Annotated in this window: 21 protein-coding genes; 12 read left to right on the top strand and 9 right to left on the bottom strand. The window is 73.9% G+C overall.

The annotated features are described in order from the left end of the window. Nucleotides 1-10: 10 nt before the first annotated feature. On the bottom strand, nucleotides 11-697 hold the full coding sequence (locus IE271_RS16920; protein WP_190191153.1) for a TetR/AcrR family transcriptional regulator: 687 nt from the start codon (nucleotides 695-697) through the stop codon (nucleotides 11-13). Nucleotides 698-903: 206 nt separating this feature from the next. On the opposite strand from IE271_RS16920, the gene IE271_RS16915 reads away from it, so the two are divergent. Beyond that, nucleotides 904-1,149 (top strand): DUF2630 family protein, encoded by a 246-nt coding sequence (locus tag IE271_RS16915; RefSeq protein ID WP_190191152.1) that lies wholly within the window; start codon nucleotides 904-906, stop codon nucleotides 1,147-1,149. A gap of 36 nt (nucleotides 1,150-1,185) precedes the next feature. Here IE271_RS16915 and IE271_RS16910 read toward each other — a convergent pair whose 3' ends face one another. From IE271_RS16910 to IE271_RS16895, 4 genes are all read right to left on the bottom strand, one after another. After that, nucleotides 1,186-1,878, bottom strand: coding sequence for an HAD family hydrolase (locus IE271_RS16910; protein WP_190191151.1), 693 nt, complete (start codon nucleotides 1,876-1,878; stop codon nucleotides 1,186-1,188). Nucleotides 1,879-1,964: 86 nt separating this feature from the next. Beyond that, complete coding sequence (locus IE271_RS16905) at nucleotides 1,965-2,666, bottom strand: phosphatase PAP2 family protein (protein WP_190191150.1); 702 nt, start codon at nucleotides 2,664-2,666, stop codon at nucleotides 1,965-1,967. A gap of 120 nt (nucleotides 2,667-2,786) precedes the next feature. Next, nucleotides 2,787-3,722 carry a M56 family metallopeptidase gene (locus IE271_RS16900; RefSeq protein WP_190191149.1) on the bottom strand — a complete coding sequence of 312 codons (936 nt, stop codon included), beginning with the start codon at nucleotides 3,720-3,722 and terminating at the stop codon, nucleotides 2,787-2,789. Between the two features lie 150 nt (nucleotides 3,723-3,872). Beyond that, on the bottom strand, nucleotides 3,873-4,412 hold the full coding sequence (locus tag IE271_RS16895; protein WP_190191148.1) for a DUF5134 domain-containing protein: 540 nt from the start codon (nucleotides 4,410-4,412) through the stop codon (nucleotides 3,873-3,875). A gap of 165 nt (nucleotides 4,413-4,577) precedes the next feature. Here IE271_RS16895 and IE271_RS16890 point away from each other — a divergent pair, with 165 nt between their 5' ends. Both IE271_RS16890 and IE271_RS16885 read left to right on the top strand, forming a co-directional pair. Further along, entirely contained in the window at nucleotides 4,578-6,257 is a 1,680-nt protein-coding gene (locus tag IE271_RS16890) for an FUSC family protein (RefSeq protein WP_190191147.1), read from the top strand. After that, on the top strand, nucleotides 6,254-6,823 hold the full coding sequence (locus IE271_RS16885) for a MarR family winged helix-turn-helix transcriptional regulator (protein ID WP_190191146.1): 570 nt from the start codon (nucleotides 6,254-6,256) through the stop codon (nucleotides 6,821-6,823). The genes IE271_RS16890 and IE271_RS16885 overlap by 4 nt, the downstream gene beginning before the upstream one ends. 51 nt (nucleotides 6,824-6,874) lie before the next feature. Here IE271_RS16885 and IE271_RS16880 read toward each other — a convergent pair whose 3' ends face one another. Beyond that, nucleotides 6,875-7,936, bottom strand: coding sequence for a Ppx/GppA family phosphatase (locus IE271_RS16880; protein ID WP_190191145.1), 1,062 nt, complete (start codon nucleotides 7,934-7,936; stop codon nucleotides 6,875-6,877). A gap of 141 nt (nucleotides 7,937-8,077) precedes the next feature. Here IE271_RS16880 and IE271_RS16875 point away from each other — a divergent pair, with 141 nt between their 5' ends. Next, nucleotides 8,078-8,446, top strand: coding sequence for a DUF6479 family protein (locus IE271_RS16875; RefSeq protein ID WP_190191144.1), 369 nt, complete (start codon nucleotides 8,078-8,080; stop codon nucleotides 8,444-8,446). 155 nt (nucleotides 8,447-8,601) lie between these two features. Here the strand turns inward: IE271_RS16875 and IE271_RS16870 are convergent, their stop codons facing one another. Next, on the bottom strand, nucleotides 8,602-9,162 hold the full coding sequence (locus IE271_RS16870) for a cysteine hydrolase family protein (protein WP_190191143.1): 561 nt from the start codon (nucleotides 9,160-9,162) through the stop codon (nucleotides 8,602-8,604). A gap of 94 nt (nucleotides 9,163-9,256) precedes the next feature. Between IE271_RS16870 and IE271_RS16865 the strand changes: the two genes are divergently transcribed. The 3 genes from IE271_RS16865 (at nucleotide 9,257) to IE271_RS16855 (ending at nucleotide 11,781) form a co-directional block, all read left to right on the top strand. Beyond that, nucleotides 9,257-10,270 (top strand): DNA topoisomerase IB, encoded by a 1,014-nt coding sequence (locus IE271_RS16865; RefSeq protein WP_190191142.1) that lies wholly within the window; start codon nucleotides 9,257-9,259, stop codon nucleotides 10,268-10,270. A gap of 136 nt (nucleotides 10,271-10,406) precedes the next feature. Next, a complete protein-coding gene (locus tag IE271_RS16860; RefSeq protein WP_190191141.1) occupies nucleotides 10,407-11,372 on the top strand; it encodes an LLM class F420-dependent oxidoreductase in 966 nt (321 codons plus the stop codon). 34 nt (nucleotides 11,373-11,406) lie between these two features. After that, nucleotides 11,407-11,781, top strand: coding sequence for a VOC family protein (locus tag IE271_RS16855; RefSeq protein WP_190191140.1), 375 nt, complete (start codon nucleotides 11,407-11,409; stop codon nucleotides 11,779-11,781). Nucleotides 11,782-11,856: 75 nt separating this feature from the next. On the opposite strand, the gene IE271_RS16850 is transcribed toward IE271_RS16855, so the two are convergent. Further along, nucleotides 11,857-12,243 carry a VOC family protein gene (locus tag IE271_RS16850; protein WP_190191139.1) on the bottom strand — a complete coding sequence of 129 codons (387 nt, stop codon included), beginning with the start codon at nucleotides 12,241-12,243 and terminating at the stop codon, nucleotides 11,857-11,859. Nucleotides 12,244-12,497: 254 nt separating this feature from the next. Here IE271_RS16850 and IE271_RS16845 point away from each other — a divergent pair, with 254 nt between their 5' ends. Beyond that, nucleotides 12,498-13,040, top strand: coding sequence for a GNAT family N-acetyltransferase (locus tag IE271_RS16845; RefSeq protein WP_190191138.1), 543 nt, complete (start codon nucleotides 12,498-12,500; stop codon nucleotides 13,038-13,040). Between the two features lie 6 nt (nucleotides 13,041-13,046). Here the strand turns inward: IE271_RS16845 and IE271_RS16840 are convergent, their stop codons facing one another. Then, nucleotides 13,047-13,730, bottom strand: a complete 684-nt coding sequence (locus IE271_RS16840) for a glycerophosphodiester phosphodiesterase (protein ID WP_190191137.1) — start codon at nucleotides 13,728-13,730, stop codon at nucleotides 13,047-13,049. Between the two features lie 440 nt (nucleotides 13,731-14,170). On the opposite strand from IE271_RS16840, the gene IE271_RS16835 reads away from it, so the two are divergent. The 4 genes from IE271_RS16835 to IE271_RS16820 form a co-directional block, all read left to right on the top strand. After that, entirely contained in the window at nucleotides 14,171-15,556 is a 1,386-nt protein-coding gene (locus IE271_RS16835; RefSeq protein ID WP_190191136.1) for a DUF6421 family protein, read from the top strand. Between the two features lie 32 nt (nucleotides 15,557-15,588). Further along, nucleotides 15,589-16,347 carry an SDR family NAD(P)-dependent oxidoreductase gene (locus IE271_RS16830; RefSeq protein ID WP_190191269.1) on the top strand — a complete coding sequence of 253 codons (759 nt, stop codon included), beginning with the start codon at nucleotides 15,589-15,591 and terminating at the stop codon, nucleotides 16,345-16,347. Next, nucleotides 16,344-17,414 (top strand): threonine aldolase family protein, encoded by a 1,071-nt coding sequence (locus tag IE271_RS16825; RefSeq protein ID WP_190191135.1) that lies wholly within the window; start codon nucleotides 16,344-16,346, stop codon nucleotides 17,412-17,414. The genes IE271_RS16830 and IE271_RS16825 overlap by 4 nt, the downstream gene beginning before the upstream one ends. Before the next feature lie 73 nt (nucleotides 17,415-17,487). After that, nucleotides 17,488-17,800: transposase (locus tag IE271_RS16820; RefSeq protein ID WP_190191134.1), on the top strand; the 313-nt coding region annotated here is incomplete at its 3' end.

Below are 17,800 nucleotides of genomic sequence, written 5' to 3'. Positions count from 1 at the left end.
CGCGGCCGGACTACTTCGACCGAACCGTCTCACCGGCGGCACGGCTCTCCGTCGCGAAGAACCGCGACAGATCACGGCCGTCCGCCGTCCCGCCGGGCGCCTCACGGGCGTCCGGCGGGACCCCCATCCCCCACTCCAGCCGGTAGCGCCTGAACAACTCGGCGCGCAGCACCGGCAGCGGCATGGGCACGCCCGGCACCAGGGCGGCGTAGACGGAGCCCATCAGCAGCGCCCGCAGCATCGGGTAGTCGGCTGCGTCCGCCGCGCCGTAGCGGGCCACGGTCTCGCTCAGCAGCTCCGCCAGCCGCTGCTGCTCCGCGCACTGCACGAACCCCTCGGCCTGCAGGATGCCCGCCATGTGCTGGCGCATCAGCACCGGATGGTCCCGGGCGAGCCCGAGGATCGCGTCGATGGCCCGCGCCATCCGCTCCCGCCCGTCGTCGGTGCGCGGCTCGCGTTCGAGCGCCTCCTCCAGAGTGCGGTGCATCAACCGGTGCACCGCCGACTGGAGCAACTGCCGCTTGCCCGGGAAGTAGTACGACACCAGGCCCCGTGCGGAACCCGCCCGGTCGGCGATGTCCGCGAGGGTCGTGGCCTCGTACCCCCGCTCTCCGACCAGCTCCAACGCCGCCTGCAGGAGCCGCTCCCGGGAGCGCCGCCGCAACTCTTCATTGACCGAGGCGCTTCGGGGGGACATCCTGTAACTCCTGCGTTGACTGGCTGCCAGCCAACTATACTCAGCGCAACCGGAACGCCCCCTGCCGGGTGAGCGTCCGGACTGCCGCCCGTCCCGGGCGACGCGGGGGATCGTCCGGGGCGGGCGGCCACCGTCCTGTTCCGCGGGCGTATCTGTCGCAGCACCGCGCCGGCCTCCTTAGAGTGGGGCCGAGGAGGCCTACGGACATGGACGAAGACCAGATCCTGACCGACATCTCGGCGATGGTCGAGGAGGAGCGCGAGCTGCGCGAGGCGCGGGCCGCGGGGAAGATCGACGGCACCACCGAGCACGAACGGCTCACGGAGCTGGAGCGCCGGCTCGACCAGTTCTGGGACCTGCTGCGCAGGCGGCGCGCGGCGTCCGAGTTCGGCGTGGACCCCGACACCGAGAGCGCCCGCCCGGTCTCGCAGGTCGAGAACTACAAGCAGTGACCGCCCGGGCCCGCGCCCGCCGCTGAGGGCGCGCGCTCAGCCGACCAGGTCGAGGACCGGCCGCAGACCGTCGGGCCGGTCCGCCACCGGCAGGTGGTCGACGAAGTGCACCCCGCAGCCCAGCACGGCGGCGCCGCCGTCCGCCCGCCGGTCGTCGCCCACCATCAGCGTCCGGCGCGGATCGGCGCCCAGCGCGTCGCAGGCGGCCGCGAAGAGGCGGGCGTCCGGCTTCTGCGTCCCGTGCTCGTACGACAGGACGTACGTGTCGACGTACCGGTCCAGGCTGTGCTCGCGGAAGACGGGCCGCAAATCCCAGCCGATGTTGCTCACCACGCCGATCGCCGTGCCGCGCTCCCGCAGGGTCGCGAGCACCTCGGCCGCGTCCGGGTAGGGGCGCCAGGCGGCCGGCGTCATGTGCCGCTCGTACAGCGCGTCGTGCAGCCGGGGATCGGGCAGTTCCACCTGGCGCGACAGGCCCGTGTAGGCGGCCCGGTGCAGCTCGGCGCTCCGGTCGCGGACGCCCCACACGGCGGCGACCTCCTCGGGCAGCCGCCGGGTCGGGAAGGACCCGCCCGGCAGGGCGCCGACCGCCTCCAGCGCGCCGGCGGCCCGCAGCACCTCCTCCTCCGCCAGGGCGACGCCGGTCTCGCCGAGCGCGGCCCGCAGCCAGGACTCGGTGGACTCGACGCGGAAGAGCGTCTCGGAGAAATCGAACAGTACGGCGATCACAGGGGGACCCTAGCGGGACCACCGGAGGGCGCGCCGCCGGTTCGGCGCGATCGGCGGGCCGGTGCGCGCGGGGCCGGCGGGGCGTCTCAGCCCTGCGCGGCGGACGGGCGGGACGGACCCCACCGGTGGTACGTGAGCACGGCCAGGGCCACCATCAGCCCCCCGAGCAGCCAGCCGCCGAGCACGTCCGTGGGCCAGTGGACGCCCAGCCAGACCCGGGTGAGGCCGACGCCGAGGGCCGACACCACCGCCAGTACCCGCACGGCGGCGCGCAGGGCCCGGACGGACGAGTGCAGGCGCACGATCCAGACCAGGAGGCCGCCGGCCAGTGCGGCGGTCATCGCGTGGCCCGAGGGGAACGCCGCGAAGTGCGCGGAGTCCACCGGGTCCGGCCACACCGGGCGCTCCCGGCCGACCGCCGCCTTCAGCACCTGCTGGAGGGCCGAGCCGAGCAGACAGGTGGCCGCCACCCACAGCGCGAGCCACCAGGCGGTGTGCCGCCACACCAGCCACACCGCCGCCACGGCGCACAGCGCGCGCATCGTCCAGGGGTCCCACACCCAGTCGGTGAGGACGCGGAAGACCTGGGTGACGCCGGACTCCTCGACCGCCCAGCGGTGCGTGGTGCGCGCGATGTCGCCGTCGAGGGCGATCAGCGGCTCCCAGGGGAGCACCACCAGGACGAGCAGCAGGAGGGAACAGGCGCCGAGGGCCGCCGAGGCGCGCACGGCGGTACCGGGGCCGGGCCGTCGGCCGAGGGGCGGGGCGTCCACGCGTGACGAGTGCATACGACGATCCTCGCCCAACCCGGGGGAACGAAACGAACACGAGCGGGTGGACGCCGGGTGAACGGGACGGCCGCACGCCTCACGCGGCGCGCTTCCCCTGTGCCGGGTCCGGCGCCGGCCCTAGCCCAGCGCGCGCAGTGCGGGTACGAACGTCACGAGCAGCGGGACGACCGGCACCAGCGCGGCGGCCGCGGTGAGCCGCAGGCGGCGGGCGGCCGTGAGGCGGTCCGGGGGAGTGAGCAGCCGGTCGACCCGCTGTCCGACGAGGGCCCGCGGGGTGGGGCAGGGGCCGAACACGCCCCGGTCCTCGTTGAGTTCGACCAGGGCCAGCGCGGTCGTCAGGCGGCCGAAGCGGCGGGAGGCCATGTCGTCGGCGGCGAGTTCGACCAGGCGGTGCATCTCGTCGCGGAACGCGGCGAAGACCGGCACCTGCGGGAAGCCGTTGGCCAGCGCGGCCGAGCAGTGCAGCAGCCAGTCGTGGCGGGCCCGTGCGTGCCCCTTCTCGTGGGCGAGCACCGCGTCCAGCTGGCGGCCGTCCAGGCGGCGCAGCGCGGCGGTGGTGACGACGAGCCGGGGCGAGGGGCCGGGCAGCCACCAGGCGTCGGGGCGGTCGCCCTCCAGGACGACGAGCCGGCCGCCGCCGGGCTCCTCGCCGGGCAACAGCGGCGCGCGCACGAGCAGTTCGGCCCGCCGCCGCCCGCGCCGCACCCGGGCCCTGACGATCTCCCGCAGCAGCATCGCGCCGGTCCACAGGCCGCCGCAGGCGAGCGCCACGGCGGTGGCCGCGGCCCACGGTCCCGAGCCCGCGAGCGCGTAGGCGTCCACCACGCCGTGCGGCGCGGGCGCGAAGACGTGGCCCCGTACCGCCTGCCAGGCGGCGGCCGCGCTGAGCGTCATCGACAGGGCGCAGCACAGCAGGACGGCCGCCACCGCGCACTGCCACACCCACAGGGCGACCACCGGTTCACGGTCCGGCCAGTCCGCACGGGAGAGCAGCCGCGGAGCGGCGAAGGCGACCAGGGCACCGAGCAGCAGCAGCGCTGCGGGGACCATCATGGGAGCAGCCTATGAGCCACGCACCGCGCGGCGAACGGGCCGCGGCGGCAAAGTGACGCAGACCACGGTTTCGTACGCCCCTCCGCCGGGCCGGTGCTCACCCGGGCCGGCCGGTCGCCGGTTCCCGGCCGGGTCCCCGCCCCGGACACCTCAGAGAGTGAGCAGCATCGCGACCATCGCGATGCCCATGGACAGCCGGCAGGCCTGCGCCAGCTCCGGGCGGTCGCCCCAGCCGGCCGCCGGGGTGCCTCCGTCCGCCCCGGCCGCGACGGCGGCCGGCACCAGCCGGGTCCCGGACCACAGGACGTACCCGGCGAAGTAGAGCAGCAGCGCGCCCGTCAGCGGCGCGCTTCCGGTGTGGGTGCCGGTGGCCATCGGCACCGCCATGTGGACCATGGCGAGGGAGCCCACGAGGTGGTGCAGGTGGTGCCGCGGATCGGCGCGCACCGTCCACAGGGAGCGCAGCGCCGCCGCGGCGAAGACGGCCGCGCACAGGGCCCAGGCCCAGCGCGGCGGCGCCAGGACCGCGGCGGGCACGGCCATGGCCGCCATGCCGAACCCCATGACCGCCTCGGCGCCCGCCGTGCGGCGCTGCTCCGCCACGCTGCTGCGCAGCCGCAGCAGGCAGTAGGCCCCGGTCAGCGCGCACAGCGCGACGAGCAGCCAGCCGGACGAAGCCGGTCCGTGCACCGCCCACCTCCTCGATCGACGTCCGGCGTACCGGATCCGGACTGGGCATGCCCGAGCGGATCGGCGCGCAAGCGAGCGCACGGGGGTACTCGGGGAGCGTGCGGGGAGCGAGGAGAGCGTCGCGCGGTTATTTCACGAGTAAAACACCTGCTAAACTTTACCGATATGAGCAGTACGCCGCCTTCCCCCCGAACCCGTCGAGACCGCAGATCACCCGGGGCGCGCCCCCTGCCGCCACTCTCCCGCGTACTGCGCCTCGGCCGCCCGTCCGACATCTGGTTCAAGCCCGCGCTGAGCGTGGTCGTCGCGGTCCTCCCGCCGAACCTGACGCTCATGGCGCTCGGCCGCCTCGACCTCGCGATGTACACGATGGCGGGCTCGCTCTGCGCCCTCTACGCCCACCAGCTGCCCTACGCCGCCCGGGCCCGCGCCCTGGCCTGGGTCGTGCTCGGCATGCTCTCCGGAGTCGCCGTCGCGCTGGTCACGGCGTCGCTCACGGACTCCGCCGCGGTCCTGGTCCTGGTCGGCGCGCTCCTCGCCGCCGCGCAGAAGACGCTCACGGACGCGACCCGGATCGGCCCGCCCGGACCGGTGATCTTCGCGTTCATCAGCTCCGCCTCCCTCTTCGTGCCGCAGACGCTCGGCCAGGTGCCCGCGCACCTCGGCCTGGCCGCCGCGGCGGGCGTGTGGGCGTGGCTCGTCGGCATGGCGCCGGGACTGGTGCGCCCGCACGGCCCGGAGCGCCGGGCGACCGCCCGCGCCCTGCACGCCGCCGCCGCGTACGCGCGCACGCGCGGCACGGAGGAGGGGCACGAGGCCGCCCGCGCCGCCGCGGCCGCCGCCGTGCACGCCGCCTGGCAGACCCTGCTGGCCACCGGCGCCCGCTCGGAGCCGCGCCGGGCCCTCGAACGGCTCGTCGTCCGCGCCGAGGTCGCGCTCGCCGCGCCCACCGACACCGATCACGCACTCCTGCGCACCTGGGCCCGCGACCTGCGCGGCAACGGCCCCGTCCCGGCCGTCGCGCCGCTGCCCGCGGACGACGAGCTGCTCGGCGTCGAGGCCGAGCTGGCAGAACCGCGCACGCCGCTGCTCCGCAGGCTCGGCCCGCTGTGGCCCCTCGCCCTGCGCACCGCGCTCGGCTGCGCGCTGGCCGGCTGGGCCTCGCTCGCGCTCGGCGTCGGCCGCCCGTACTGGGCGCTGGTCACCGCCGCCTCGCTCTACCAGGCCAACATCGCCTCGACCTGGAGCCGCGCCGTGCAGCGCGTCGTCGGCAACGTGCTCGGCGTCCTGCTCTTCGCGGCGGTCGCGCCGCTCGCCCACCTCGGCCAGGCGGCCCTCGTGCTGTGCTGCGTCGCCTTCAACTTCGGCGCCGAGGCGCTGATCGCCCGCAACTACTGGCTCGGCAGCGTCTGCGTGACCCCGATGGCCCTGCTGATCACGGAGTTCACCGGCTACACGGAGCCGGGCGGGCTGATGGCCGACCGCGTCGTCGACACCCTCGTCGGGGCGCTGGTCGGCTTCGTCGCGGCCGTCGCCGTCACCAACCGGCGCGCCGGCGACCGGGTCGGGGCGGCCCTCGACACCGTGGAGCGGGCGCGCGAGCGGGCCGCGCGCGTCCTGGCCGCGCGGCACCCCGAGCCCGGCGCCCTGGAGTCCGCCCGCCGCGCTCTGACCGCCGCCCTGGTCGACCTGCGCGCCACCGTCGACGCCGCGGCGGGCGAGTGGTGGCAGCGCGCCCTGCCGCAGGAGCGGGTCGTCGCCGCCGAGCAGTCCGGACACCGTACGCTCGCGGCGACGGTACGACGGCAGCAGGGACCACGCACCTCGGAGGGCACACCGGCATGACGGCAGCGAACGGGCGGACGGCGGCGGGCGCGGCGGACGGCGCGACCGGGCGGGCGGCCGCCCGCGGGGACACGGTCGCCGCGGTCGTACGGCAGTGGCGGTCCGTCCACCCCGAACTCGACACCGCCCCGATGGAGATCATCGGCCGCATCAACCGCTGCGCCGCGCTGCTGCAGCAGGCCGAGGACGCCCCGCTGCGCCGCGCCGGGCTGACCCGCGCCGAGTTCGACCTGCTGGGCGCCCTGCGCCGGACCGGCCACGAGCTGACCCCCGGCGACCTGGCCCGCGAGACCTTCTCCTCGGGAGCGGCGGTCACCAAGCGGCTCAAGCAGCTCACCGAGCGGGGGCTGGCCGAGCGGCGCGGCGACACCCGCGACCGGCGCGTCGCCCACGTCCGGCTCACCGACGCGGGGCGCGACCTCGTGGACGCGATCCTGCCCGAGCAGCTGGCCTACGAGACGGCCGTACTGGAAGGTCTCGGCGGCGCGGGGCGGGACGACCTCGCCGCGCTGCTGGGGGACCTGCTCGTCCAGCTGGAGGGGCGGCTGGGCGTGGCGCGGGCCTGAGCCCGGGGGAGCGGGACGCGGCGGGCGCCCCGGCGCCCGCCGCGCCGTCGGTCAGCTCAGGAGCGGATGGTTGCCGACGGGGCCCACCGGGTGCAGCAGGCGCGGCTGCGCCGGGGACGGCGTCCGGGCCGGTGCCGGGGCCGGCCCGGCGACCGGCGCCGCGGACGGGAACGCCTCGTCCCACCAGTCGGTGCTGCCCTCCTCGGCGCAGCGCAGCAGGATGCCCTCGCGCAGCCCCCAGGGGCAGACGGTCACCTCGTCGATGTCCATCAGCTTCATGGAGGTGTGCGCGACGATCGCCCCGGCGAGCGAGGAGGCGGCCCGGGCCGGGGAGATGCCGGGCAGGGAGGAGCGCTCGGCCGCGGGCAGCGCCGCCAGCCGGTCGACGGCCCGGCGCAGGTCGGAGCGGGTCATGGCGCGCGGCGCGAACGGCCCCTCGCGTCCCGGCGCCGCACCGCACAGCCGTGCCAGCTGCTGGAACACCCGCGAGGTCGCCACCGTCGTACGCGGGGACTCCCAGCGGATCCGGGCCGCGACGTCCCGCAGCTGGTGGCGCACGTGGCGGCGCAGCGCCTTGATCCGCTCCTGCGAGGGCGGGTCCTGGTCGTGGAAGTACTCGCGGGTGAGGTGGCCGGCGCCGAGCGGCAGCGAGAGGGCGAGGTCGGGCAGCCGGGTGCGGCCGAAGGCCACCTCGAAGCAGCCGCCGCCGATGTCCAGCATCGCCATGGGGCCCGCCCGCCAGCCCATCCAGCGCCGTGCGGCGAGGAACGTCAGTTCCGCGTCCACCTCGCCGGGCAGCACGTGCAGCGGGACGCCGGTGCGCACCTCGACCTCGCGCAGGACCTCCTGCCGGTTCGGAGCGTCGCGCACGATGGCCGTCGCGAACGCGAAAGGACGCCGCACACCCCAGCGCGCGGCCTCCCGGCGCGCGTCCTCCACCGCGGCGGCGAGCCGCTCCACCTGCTCCGTGGGCAGCTCGCCGCCGCGGTCGACGTACCGGGACAGCCGCAGCCGCCGCTTGGCGGTGTGCAGGGGCAAGGGAACGGAACCGTCCGTCTCGGCGATCACCAGACGTACCGTGTTGGACCCCACGTCGAGTACACCCATCCGCATTCCGGGCCAGTACCCAGGTGAACGGCTGCTATACCGCGCACCACATCGTGGTGAGGCGGGCCTGCGGGAAGCGTGATGTTAAATCACCCATTTTGTGGCATTTTGTTAGTTTCGGGAAGCCTCATGGGGTACTCGGCGCCCATGAACACCATCGGCATGGAATTGGCCGCACTGCAGGGCGTGATGGGCGGGGCCGTCCCCTTCTTCCTGGGACTCGTGGTCGTCCTGGTGCTGCTGGGCGCGTTCTGGCTGGGCATGCGGGTGCGCAGGCGGGAGCCCGCGACGCCGACCCCGGAGGAGCAGCCGAAGCTGCCCGAGGGCGGACCCGTCGTGGAGGAGATCGAGATGCGCGAGGCGGACGAGATGCCGACCGACGGCGGCTGTCTCACCCCGCACGAGATGCCCGCCTCGGGCAACAGGTCCACGCGCCGCGCCGCGGACCAGACGCCGCTCAAGTGGAACCGCAACAGCAGCGGCGGCTTCGGCAGCGGCGGCCCCGGCCACACCTGAGGCGGACGCGCGCGGCCCGCGGCCGCACGGCGCCGCGCCGCCCGCGCCGGGCACCGGGCGCCGAATACGAGGACGGCGTACCCCTCGCACCGTGCGAGGGGTACGCCGTCCAGGGCTGTCCGCAGGCGCCCGTCCGGGGCTGTCCGCAGGCGCGCCTAGGAGTTCTGCTCCTCCTGGAACCGCACCTCGTCCGAGGCGACGATCTCGGCCCCCATGTTGCGCTCCATCATCCGCAGCGCGGCGTCCGCCAGGTCGGCGTGGATGTGGGCCACCGCGTCCCTGGGGATCGTGACGTCGAGGTGCCGGATGTGGGCGTCCAGCGCCGAGTAGAGGATGCACTGCTCGGTGACCTGGCCGCACAGGACGACGTGACCGATCTCCAGCTGGGCGAGGAGATAGGTGAGCGGGGTCTCGAAGAAGATCGAGTGCCGCGCCTTCACGACGAACATCGACTCGTCGTCGGGCGCCACGGGCTCCACCAGTTCGGGACGGGATCCGGACAGGGCCTTCTCCAGGATCTCGCCGTGGTGCGAGCGCCACTGCCCGAAGTTGTCGTTGACGTAGATCACCGGGATCCCCGCCTTGCGGGCGTTCTCCATCAGGTGCACCACCGAGGGCAGGGCCTCGCGCACCGACGGGATCAGGTGCTCGGCGTCCGGGTGGTCATAGGTGTTGATCATGTCCACGATGATCAGAGCGGTCTTGGTGTTCCCCATGGGAAACGAGGTTCCACTTGTGCGGCTTTTGGAACTCGGCCCCTTGAGTGAGAACCGCCGATCATCGACGACCCGGCGGCGGAAGGAGGTCTCCGTGCGGCTGCGAACCAGTGATCCCCGCAAACCCGGACTCCGGCGCGTGCGGCACGGCCGCGGCTTTCGCTATCTCGACGCGGACGGCCGGACCGTCACCGACAGCGAGCAGCTCGCGCGGCTGAAGGCCCTGGTCATCCCGCCCGCCTGGACGGACGTATGGATCTGCCCCTGGCCCAACGGCCATCTGCAGGCGACCGGCAAGGACGCCGCGGGCCGTTGCCAGTACCTCTACCACGAGGTCTTCCGCGCCCAGCAGGAGGCGGCCAAGCACGAGCACGTGCGCGAGGTGGCCGCGGCCCTGCCCGTCCTGCGCGAGCGGGTCGCCGCCGACCTGGACGGGCGCGGCCTGACCCGGGACCGCGTCCTGGCCTGCGCCGTACGCCTGCTGGACCTGGGTTTCTTCCGCATCGGCAGCGAGAGCTACGCGCGCGACAACCAGACCTACGGACTGGTGACGATGTTGCGCGAGCACGTGACCTGCGGGCGGGGGGAGCTGAGCTTCGACTACCCGGCCAAGCACGGCAAGCAGCAGTCGCGGGCCCTGGTCGACGAGGCGGCGTTCGCCACCGTGCGGGCGCTGGTGCGCCGCCGGGGCGGCGGCGACCGGCTCTTCGAGTACTGGGAGGGGCAGCGCTGGCACGAGGTGCACAGCGAGGACCTGAACGACTGCCTGCGCCGGCTGTCCGGCGTCGAGATCACCGCCAAGGACTTCCGGACCTGGCACGCCACCGTGCTGGCCGCGGTGGGCCTGGCGGTGTCCGCGCGGATGGCGGGCGAGTCCCAGGCGGCCAGGAAGCGGGCCGTGGCCCGCGTGGTCCGCGAGGTCAGCCACTACCTCGGCAACACCCCGGCGGTGTGCCGCGCCTCCTACATCAACCCCAAGGTCGTCGAACTCTTCGAGGAGGGCGTCACCATCGACGACACCCTCCACCGGCTGGGGGAGGGCGCGCAGTTCGGCCACCCCGCGACCCAGGGGGCCGTCGAGGAGGCCGTGCGCGAGCTCCTCGCGTGAGCCGGCCGGCCGGCTGCGGTCGGGCCCGGGGTCCCGCGCGTCCCGGAGGAGTGGAGCCGCGTGCAGGGGGCACCCGTGCGACCGGCGTGGTCCGCCGTGCACGTTTTGCCCACCGGTGAGCGGCTACAAGGGACGCATGGCGCAAATCGGATACACGATGATGACCGAACAGGCGGGCCCCCGGGAGCTCGTGGAGCACGTGGTGGCCGCGGAGCGGGCCGGGTTCGACTTCTCCGTCACCTCCGACCACTACTTCCCCTGGCTCGACGAGCAGGGCCACGCCCCCTACGCGTGGAGCGTCCTCGGCGCCGCCGCGCAGGCCACCTCCACGATCCCGCTGATGACGTACGTGACCTGCCCGACGGTCCGCTACCACCCGGCGGTCGTGGCGCAGAAGGCGGCCACCGTGCAACTGCTCTCGCAGGGCCGCTTCCGGCTCGGCCTCGGCTCCGGCGAGCGCCTCAACGAGCACGTGGTCGGCGAGGGCTGGCCCGCCGCGCACGTCCGCCAGGAGATGCTGGTGGAGGCCGTGGAGATCATCCGCGACCTCTTCTCCGGGAAGAGCGTCAACCACCACGGCGCGCACTTCGACGTCGAGAACGCCAAGCTGTACGACCTGCCGGAGCAGGCCCCGCCCATCGGCATCGCCGTCTCGGGGCCGTCCTCCTGCGAGATCGCGGGCCGCCTGGCCGACCTGGTCATCGCCACCGAGCCCAGGAGCGAGCTGATCGAGGCCTTCGAGCGGCACGGCGGCGCCGGCAAGCCGCGGGTGGGCCAGATCCCCGTCTGCTACGACCCCGACCGGGACGCCGCGATCGCCCGCGCGCACGAGCAGTTCCGCTGGTTCGCCGGCGGCTGGCCCGTCAACGCCGAGCTGCCCAACCCGGAGGGCTTCGCCGCCGCCACCCGGTTCGTCCGCCCCGAGGACGTCGCCGAGTCCATCCCGTGCGGCGACGACGTCGAGACCTTCGTCGAGGCCGTCCGCCCGTACGCGGAGGCCGGGTTCACGGAGATCGCCCTCGTCCAGGTCGGCGGCGACCACCAGCTGCCCTTCATCGAGTGGGCGCAGCACAAGCTCCTGCCCGAGCTGAAGAACCTCTGAACGCACCGCGTCTGACCTGACGAAAGGACCGGACATGCCCGTCGCCGAGTACTGCTGCACCGTCCTGGACTGCCCCGACCCCGAGGCCCTGGCCCGCTTCTACGCGGGTGTGCTGGGCGGAGAGGTCAAGGAGGGCGACGGCGAGGAGTGGTACAACCTGAACGCGCCCGGTGGCCACCGCATCTCCTTCCAGCGCGTCCCGGACCACCGCCCGCCGGAGTGGCCGCGGGCCGACCGGAACTCGCAACAGGCCCACCTCGACCTCCTCGTGACCGACATCGAGGCCGCGCAGGCCGAGGTGCTCGCCCTGGGCGCCACGCCGCTCGACCTGGACGACGACGGCGGCGAGCGCGACTTCCGCGTGTACGCGGACCCGGCGGGCCACCCCTTCTGCCTCTGCCGCGCCTGACGCGGCGACGCCCGTCCCGGCCCGCCCCGTGCGCCGCACAGGCACGGGGCGGGCCCCGCTTCCCACGCGTCCGCCTCAGGGCCGGCAGCGCAGCGGGTGGTCCTCCGGCACCTCCACGACGGCGATCTCCGTGCCGTCCGGGTCGGTGATCCACATCTCGACCAGCCCCCACGGCTCCCTGACCGGCGGCCGCTTCACGGTGACCCCGCGCTCCAGCAGCTCCTCGTGCGCCGCGTGCGCGTCCGCCACCTGGATCCACAGCCTCACCGCGGGCGACGGCGGCTCCTGCGCGCGGCCCGAGACCTCCAGGAAGCCGCCGCCGAGGAAGTAGACGGTGCCGCGTTCGGGCCCGGTGCCGAACTCGCGGTAGACGGCGAGTCCCAGCTGCTCGCCGTAGAAGGCGCGGGACCGCTCGGGATCGGTGGGCCGCAGCAGGACGCGGCTGCTCAGTACGTGAACCATGCGGTCGCACCCTACTAGTGCCTGTCGTCGGACTCCCTTCCGCCCCGCGGCGCCATGCACCCCCTCTCGCCGCACCGGGCGACGACCCAAGTACGTCCCGGTACGAGGGCCGACACCCGGCGCCCCGAGAGCACGCACCTGACGCCGCAGGGCCCGCCCTCCGGGGACGAAGGGAAGTGCGACGACAGGCCCTGGCACAGGGGCGCGGGTTAGGCTCAGCGCGCACCCAGCCGCGCCGAGACCGGAGAACGCCCATGGAGACCGCCGCCACCGACCTGATCTTTCGCGACGCCACGGAGGCCGACGTGGACGCGCTCGTCGCGCTGATCGAGTCGGCGTACCGCGGGGAGGCCAGCCGGGCGGGCTGGACCACCGAGGCGGACATCCTGGAGGGGCAGCGGACCGACCCCGAAGGCGTGCGCGCGGTCGTCGAGGCGCCGGACAGCCGGCTGCTCACGGTCGAGCGCGGGGGCGCGATCGTCGCCTGCTGCCAGCTGGAGCACCGCGGCGACCACGCCTACTTCGGGATGTTCGCGGTCAGCCCCGCCCTGCAGGGCGCGGGACTGGGCAGGACGATCATCGCGGAGGCGGAGCGGACCGCCCGCCGTACCTGGGGCGTGCGCGCGATGCACATGACGGTGATCTCGGCCCGCGAGGACCTGATCGCCTGGTACGAGCGGCGCGGTTACCGCCGTACGGGACAGATGTCGCCCTTCCCGTACGGCGACGAGCGCTTCGGCGTTCCGCTCCGCCCGGACCTGGAGTTCGAGCTGCTGGTGAAGGAGCTGGCGGACTGACCCGGATCAGGCCGTGAAGCGGCCCGTGCGCTTGATCTCGGGGTAGTCCGTGGTGGCGCCGTCCAGGCCCAGGGCGCGCACCAGGCGCAGATGGTCCTGCGTGTTGACCACCCAGCCGATGATCCGCAGGTCGGCCTTGCGCGCGTGCTCGACGATCTCCATCGTCAGCCTGCGGATGTTGAGCACCAGGGAGCCCGCGCCGACCGCCGTGGCGCGCTCGACGACATCCGTGCCGTAGCGGCTGGCGACCAGCGCGGTGCGCACGCCCGGCACCAGGCGCGCGATCTCGGCGAGCGCCGCGTCGTGGAACGAGAGGACCTCCACGCGCCCGACCAGGTCCCGCCGGTGCATGACGTCGGCCAGCGCGCGGGCCGCCGTGACGTCCTTGATCTCGGCCTGGAGCGGCGCGTCGACGGCGTCCAGGACCTCCTCGAAGACGGGGACGCGCTCGCCCCGGCCCGCGTCGAGACCGCGCAGCTCGGCAAGGGTCTTCTCGGCGACGGGGCCCGTGCCGTCCGTCGTGCGGTCCACGACGGCGTCGTGCATGACCACGAGTGCGCCGTCCTTGCTCAGGTGCAGATCGAGTTCGATCACGTCGAGGCCCGCCTGCTGGGCGGCGACGAAGGAACGCAGGGTGTTCTCGGGTTCGACACCCATGACTCCGCGATGACCGATGGTGAGGAAGTTCAAGACTGACTCCGCTTCCGTCGACGGCGGCTCGGCTCGCCGCGCGCGACCCGTCCCTTACCCGCGCGGCAAGCCCGCAGCCTAATGGCCCCGCTCCGTCCCAGGACCGGTCCGGATCCGGCGAATGGCGCGTTCGCGCCGGGGAGTTCGCGCCGCGTGCGACCGGCGCGGATCACTCCGCCGTGGGCGAGTCCGCCCGGCGTTGACCCGGCGTCCCCGGGCCGCCGGCCCCGGGCGCCGCGGGGGGCGGCGTGACGGGGCGGACCCGAGCGGCGGCTCGATACCCAGGATGTTGGGAATCCAACCGTCCAACCGGTGGGTGACAGGAAAAACACCGGCACAAGTGGAGATGGGCAGGATGATTTCCCGTGCTTCCTCTTGCTGGCGGCAGTCGGTCACGCCTACGGTGTCCTCACGCGAGGTTCTCCCGTGGAGGATGGGTCATGACGGAAATTCTTGTGCAGTCACGCACGGAGGAACAGATTTCTCCCGGAAGCAGGGTGATCGAGCACCCGGCGTGGCCCGTGCTCAAGGACGCCGTGGAGCGGATCCGGCCATGGCAGTCCAAGGACGGTTCGATCGATCTCGCGGCCGAGGGCGCCCCGGACGCCGCCGAGGTGCGGGAGGCCGTGCGCGAGGCCGTGGCCGCCGTCGAGCGGCTGTCGCCCCTGCTGCCGCACGACGCCGCCTACCACCGGGCGCTCGTGGAGGACCTGACCCGCTGGGCGGACGGGGGCTTCGCGGTGCCCGACTTCCTCGACTCGCTGCTGGCCTTCCAGCCCGCCGCGCACCGCGAGGACGGCCTGCAGCACCTGGTCGTCTTCCCGATGTACACGCAGAACGGCAACCCCGACCGCAATCTGGAGGCGGTCGTGCTGCGCATGGTCTGGCCCCACTGGCTGGCCGAGCTGGAGCGCACCCGCTACGACAACCCGCTGTTCTGCGGCATCACCTTCGAGGACTTCACCTCCGGCTACGACACCAACTCCGCCGTCCTCTTCCCGGAGACCGTCGCCGTGCGCGAGGCGCCGGAGCGGTTCTCCTGGGGCGGCATCTTCTGCGACCGCGAGGCCGCGCGCTTCCGCCGCGTCACCGCGGCCGCCGTGGACCTCCTCGGCGTCGACCTGCCCGACGACATCCGCGCGATGGTCGGCGACCAGGACCGCTGCCAGCAGGCGTTCGTGCTCTGGGACATGATCCACGACCGCACCCACAGCCACGGCGACCTGCCCTTCGACCCGTTCATGATCAAGCAGCGGCAGCCGTTCTGGATGTACGGCCTGGAGGAGCTGCGCTGCGACCTCACCGCCTTCCGCGAGGCGGTGCGCCTGGAGGCCGACGGGGTCCCGCAGGGGCGCGACGTGCAGTACGCGGTGCTCTTCGACCGGATGTTCCGCTTCCCGGTCACCGGCGAGCGCGTGCGCAACTACGACGGGCTCGGCGGCCAGCTCCTCTTCGCCTACCTCCACCGGCACGACGTGGTCCGCTGGACCGACAACACCCTGCGCATCGACTGGGAACGCGCCCCCGAGGTCACCAACCGGCTCTGCGGCGAGATCGAGAAGCTGTACCGCGACGGCATCGACCGCCCGAAGCTCGTCCACTGGTTCGCCGGCTACGAGCTGGTCTCCCGCTACCTCGCCCCGCACCCGGGCTCCCGCTGGGCCAAGGGCCCGGACGCCCTGGACCTGACGCTGCCGCCGCGCAAGCTCGTGGACGACGTGCTCCCGGACGAGTTCCCGCTCAGCATGTTCTACGAGGCGCTCGCCAAGAAGCTGAAGGGTGTGATCGCCTCCACGAAGGGGATCACCGCGCGGAGCGCCGCGTGAGCGCCCGTGCGGACGACGCCCGGGAGGCGACCATGGTGAACGACGGCGGCGACGGCCCCCTCGCGGGCGCGGTGATCGCGGTGGCCGGCGCGGGCGGCCCGGCCGGGAGGGCGGTGCTGCTGCGGCTGGCCGGGGCGGGCGCCACCGTGGTCGGCGCGGACGCCGACGCCGAACGGCTGGCGGAGGCCGTGGACGCGGCCCGCCAGGCCCACGGCGGCGCCACGGTCACCGGTGACACGGTCGACCTGCTCGACGCGAAGGCCACCCGCGACTGGGCGGCCCGCGTCGAGGAGGACCTCGGCCGCGTCGACGGACTCGTCCACCTCGTGGGCGGCTGGCGCGGTGGCCGCGACTTCGCCGGCACCGACCTCGCCGACTGGGACCTGCTGGAGAAGCTGCTGGTGCGCACCGTCCAGCACACCTCGCTGGCCTTCTTCGACGGGCTGCGGCGCAGCGACCGGGGGCGCTACCTGCTCGTCAGCGCCGCCGGGGCGAGCAGGCCCACCGCGGGCAACGCCGCGTACGCCGCCGCCAAGGCCGCCGCCGAGGCCTGGACGCTCGCCCTGGCCGACGCCTTCCGCAAGGACGGGGGCGACGACGGGCCGCGGGCCGCGGCTGCGATCCTGGTGGTGAAGGCGTTGGTGCACGACGCGATGCGCGCCGAGCGCCCCCACGCGAAGTTCGCGGGCTTCACGGACGTCACGGACCTCGCCGAGGCCGTCGTCGGCGTCTGGGAGCGGCCCGCCCCGGAAGTGAACGGAACCCGTCTGTGGCTGACCGAGAAGCCGTGAACCCACCGAAGACCGACGCCCGGCGTCACCACGACCCGGAGGTCCGCGGCTTCGCGAGCGACAACTACGCGGGGGTGCACCCCGAGGTCCTCGCCGCCCTGGCCCTGGCCAACGGCGGCCACCAGGTCTCGTACGGCGAGGACGACTACACCGGGCACCTGCAGCAGGTCGTGCGCAGCCACTTCGGCGCGACGGCCGAGGCGTTCCCCGTCTTCAACGGCACCGGCGCCAACGTCGTGGCGCTGCAGGCGCTGACCGACCGCTGGGGCGCGGTGATCTGCGCGGAGAGCGCGCACATCAACACCGACGAGGGCGGCGCGCCGGAGCAGGTGGCCGGCATCAAGCTGCTCACCGTGCCCACCCCGGACGGCAAGCTCACGCCCGACCTGATCGACCGGCAGGCGTACGGCTGGGACGACGAGCACCGTGCGATGCCGCAGGTCGTGTCGATCACCCAGAACACCGAGTACGGCACGGTCTACACGCCCGACGAGATCCGCGCGATCTGCGAGCACGCGCACGAGCGCGGTATGACGGTGCACCTCGACGGGGCCCGCATAGCCAACGCGGCCGCCTCGCTGGACGTCCCGATGCGGGCCTTCACCAACGCGGTCGGCGTCGACGTCCTGTCCTTCGGCGGCACCAAGAACGGCGCGATGTCCGGCGAGGCGGTCGTCGTGCTGAACCCCGGCGCCGTGCGGCACCTGAAGCACCTGCGCAAGACGTCGATGCAGCTCGCCTCCAAGATGCGCTTCGTCTCCGTGCAGCTGGAGGCGCTGCTGGCCAAGGACCTGTGGCTGCGCAACGCGCGGCACGCCAACGAGATGGCCCGGCGCCTGGCCGAGGGCGTCCGCGCGGTCCATGGCGTGGAGATCCTGTACGAGGTCCAGGCCAATGCCGTCTTCGCCCGGCTCCCGCACGACGTGGCCGAGCGGCTGCAGAAGCGCTACCGCTTCTACTTCTGGGACGAGGCGGCCGGGGACGTCCGCTGGATGTGCTCCTTCGACACCACCGAGGACGACGTCGACGGCTTCGTCGCCGCCCTCGAGGAGGAGATGGCGCGCTAGGGACCGTATCCAGTTGTGATCAATCTGCGGGATCCGGTCTCGCGGCACGGCGTGAGCCGGTAGATCTGGTGTCATGACGCAGGTGCAATTGAGCGACGCTGAGTGGGAGTTCATCGAGTCGTATCTGCCGATCGGCCGGTTCGGTCCGTATCCCGAGCGGTTGCGGCAGCAGTTCGAGGGGGTGATCTGGCGGTTCAAGACCGGTGGGCAGTGGCGGGAGATGCCGGCCGAGTTCGGCGCCTGGCCCACCGTGCACAACCGCTTCAGGCAGTGGCGCGACGCGGGTGTCTTCCAGGCCCTGCTGGAGGGACTGATCGCGCAGGCCGCCCGGCGGGACGAGGTGGACCTGTCCCTGGTCAGCGTCGACTCCACCACCGTGCGCGCCC

This window comes from Streptomyces minutiscleroticus (assembly GCF_014650875.1).
GTDB lineage: Bacteria > Actinomycetota > Actinomycetes > Streptomycetales > Streptomycetaceae > Streptomyces > Streptomyces minutiscleroticus.
This window is presented reverse-complemented; position numbering and strand designations above follow the sequence as displayed.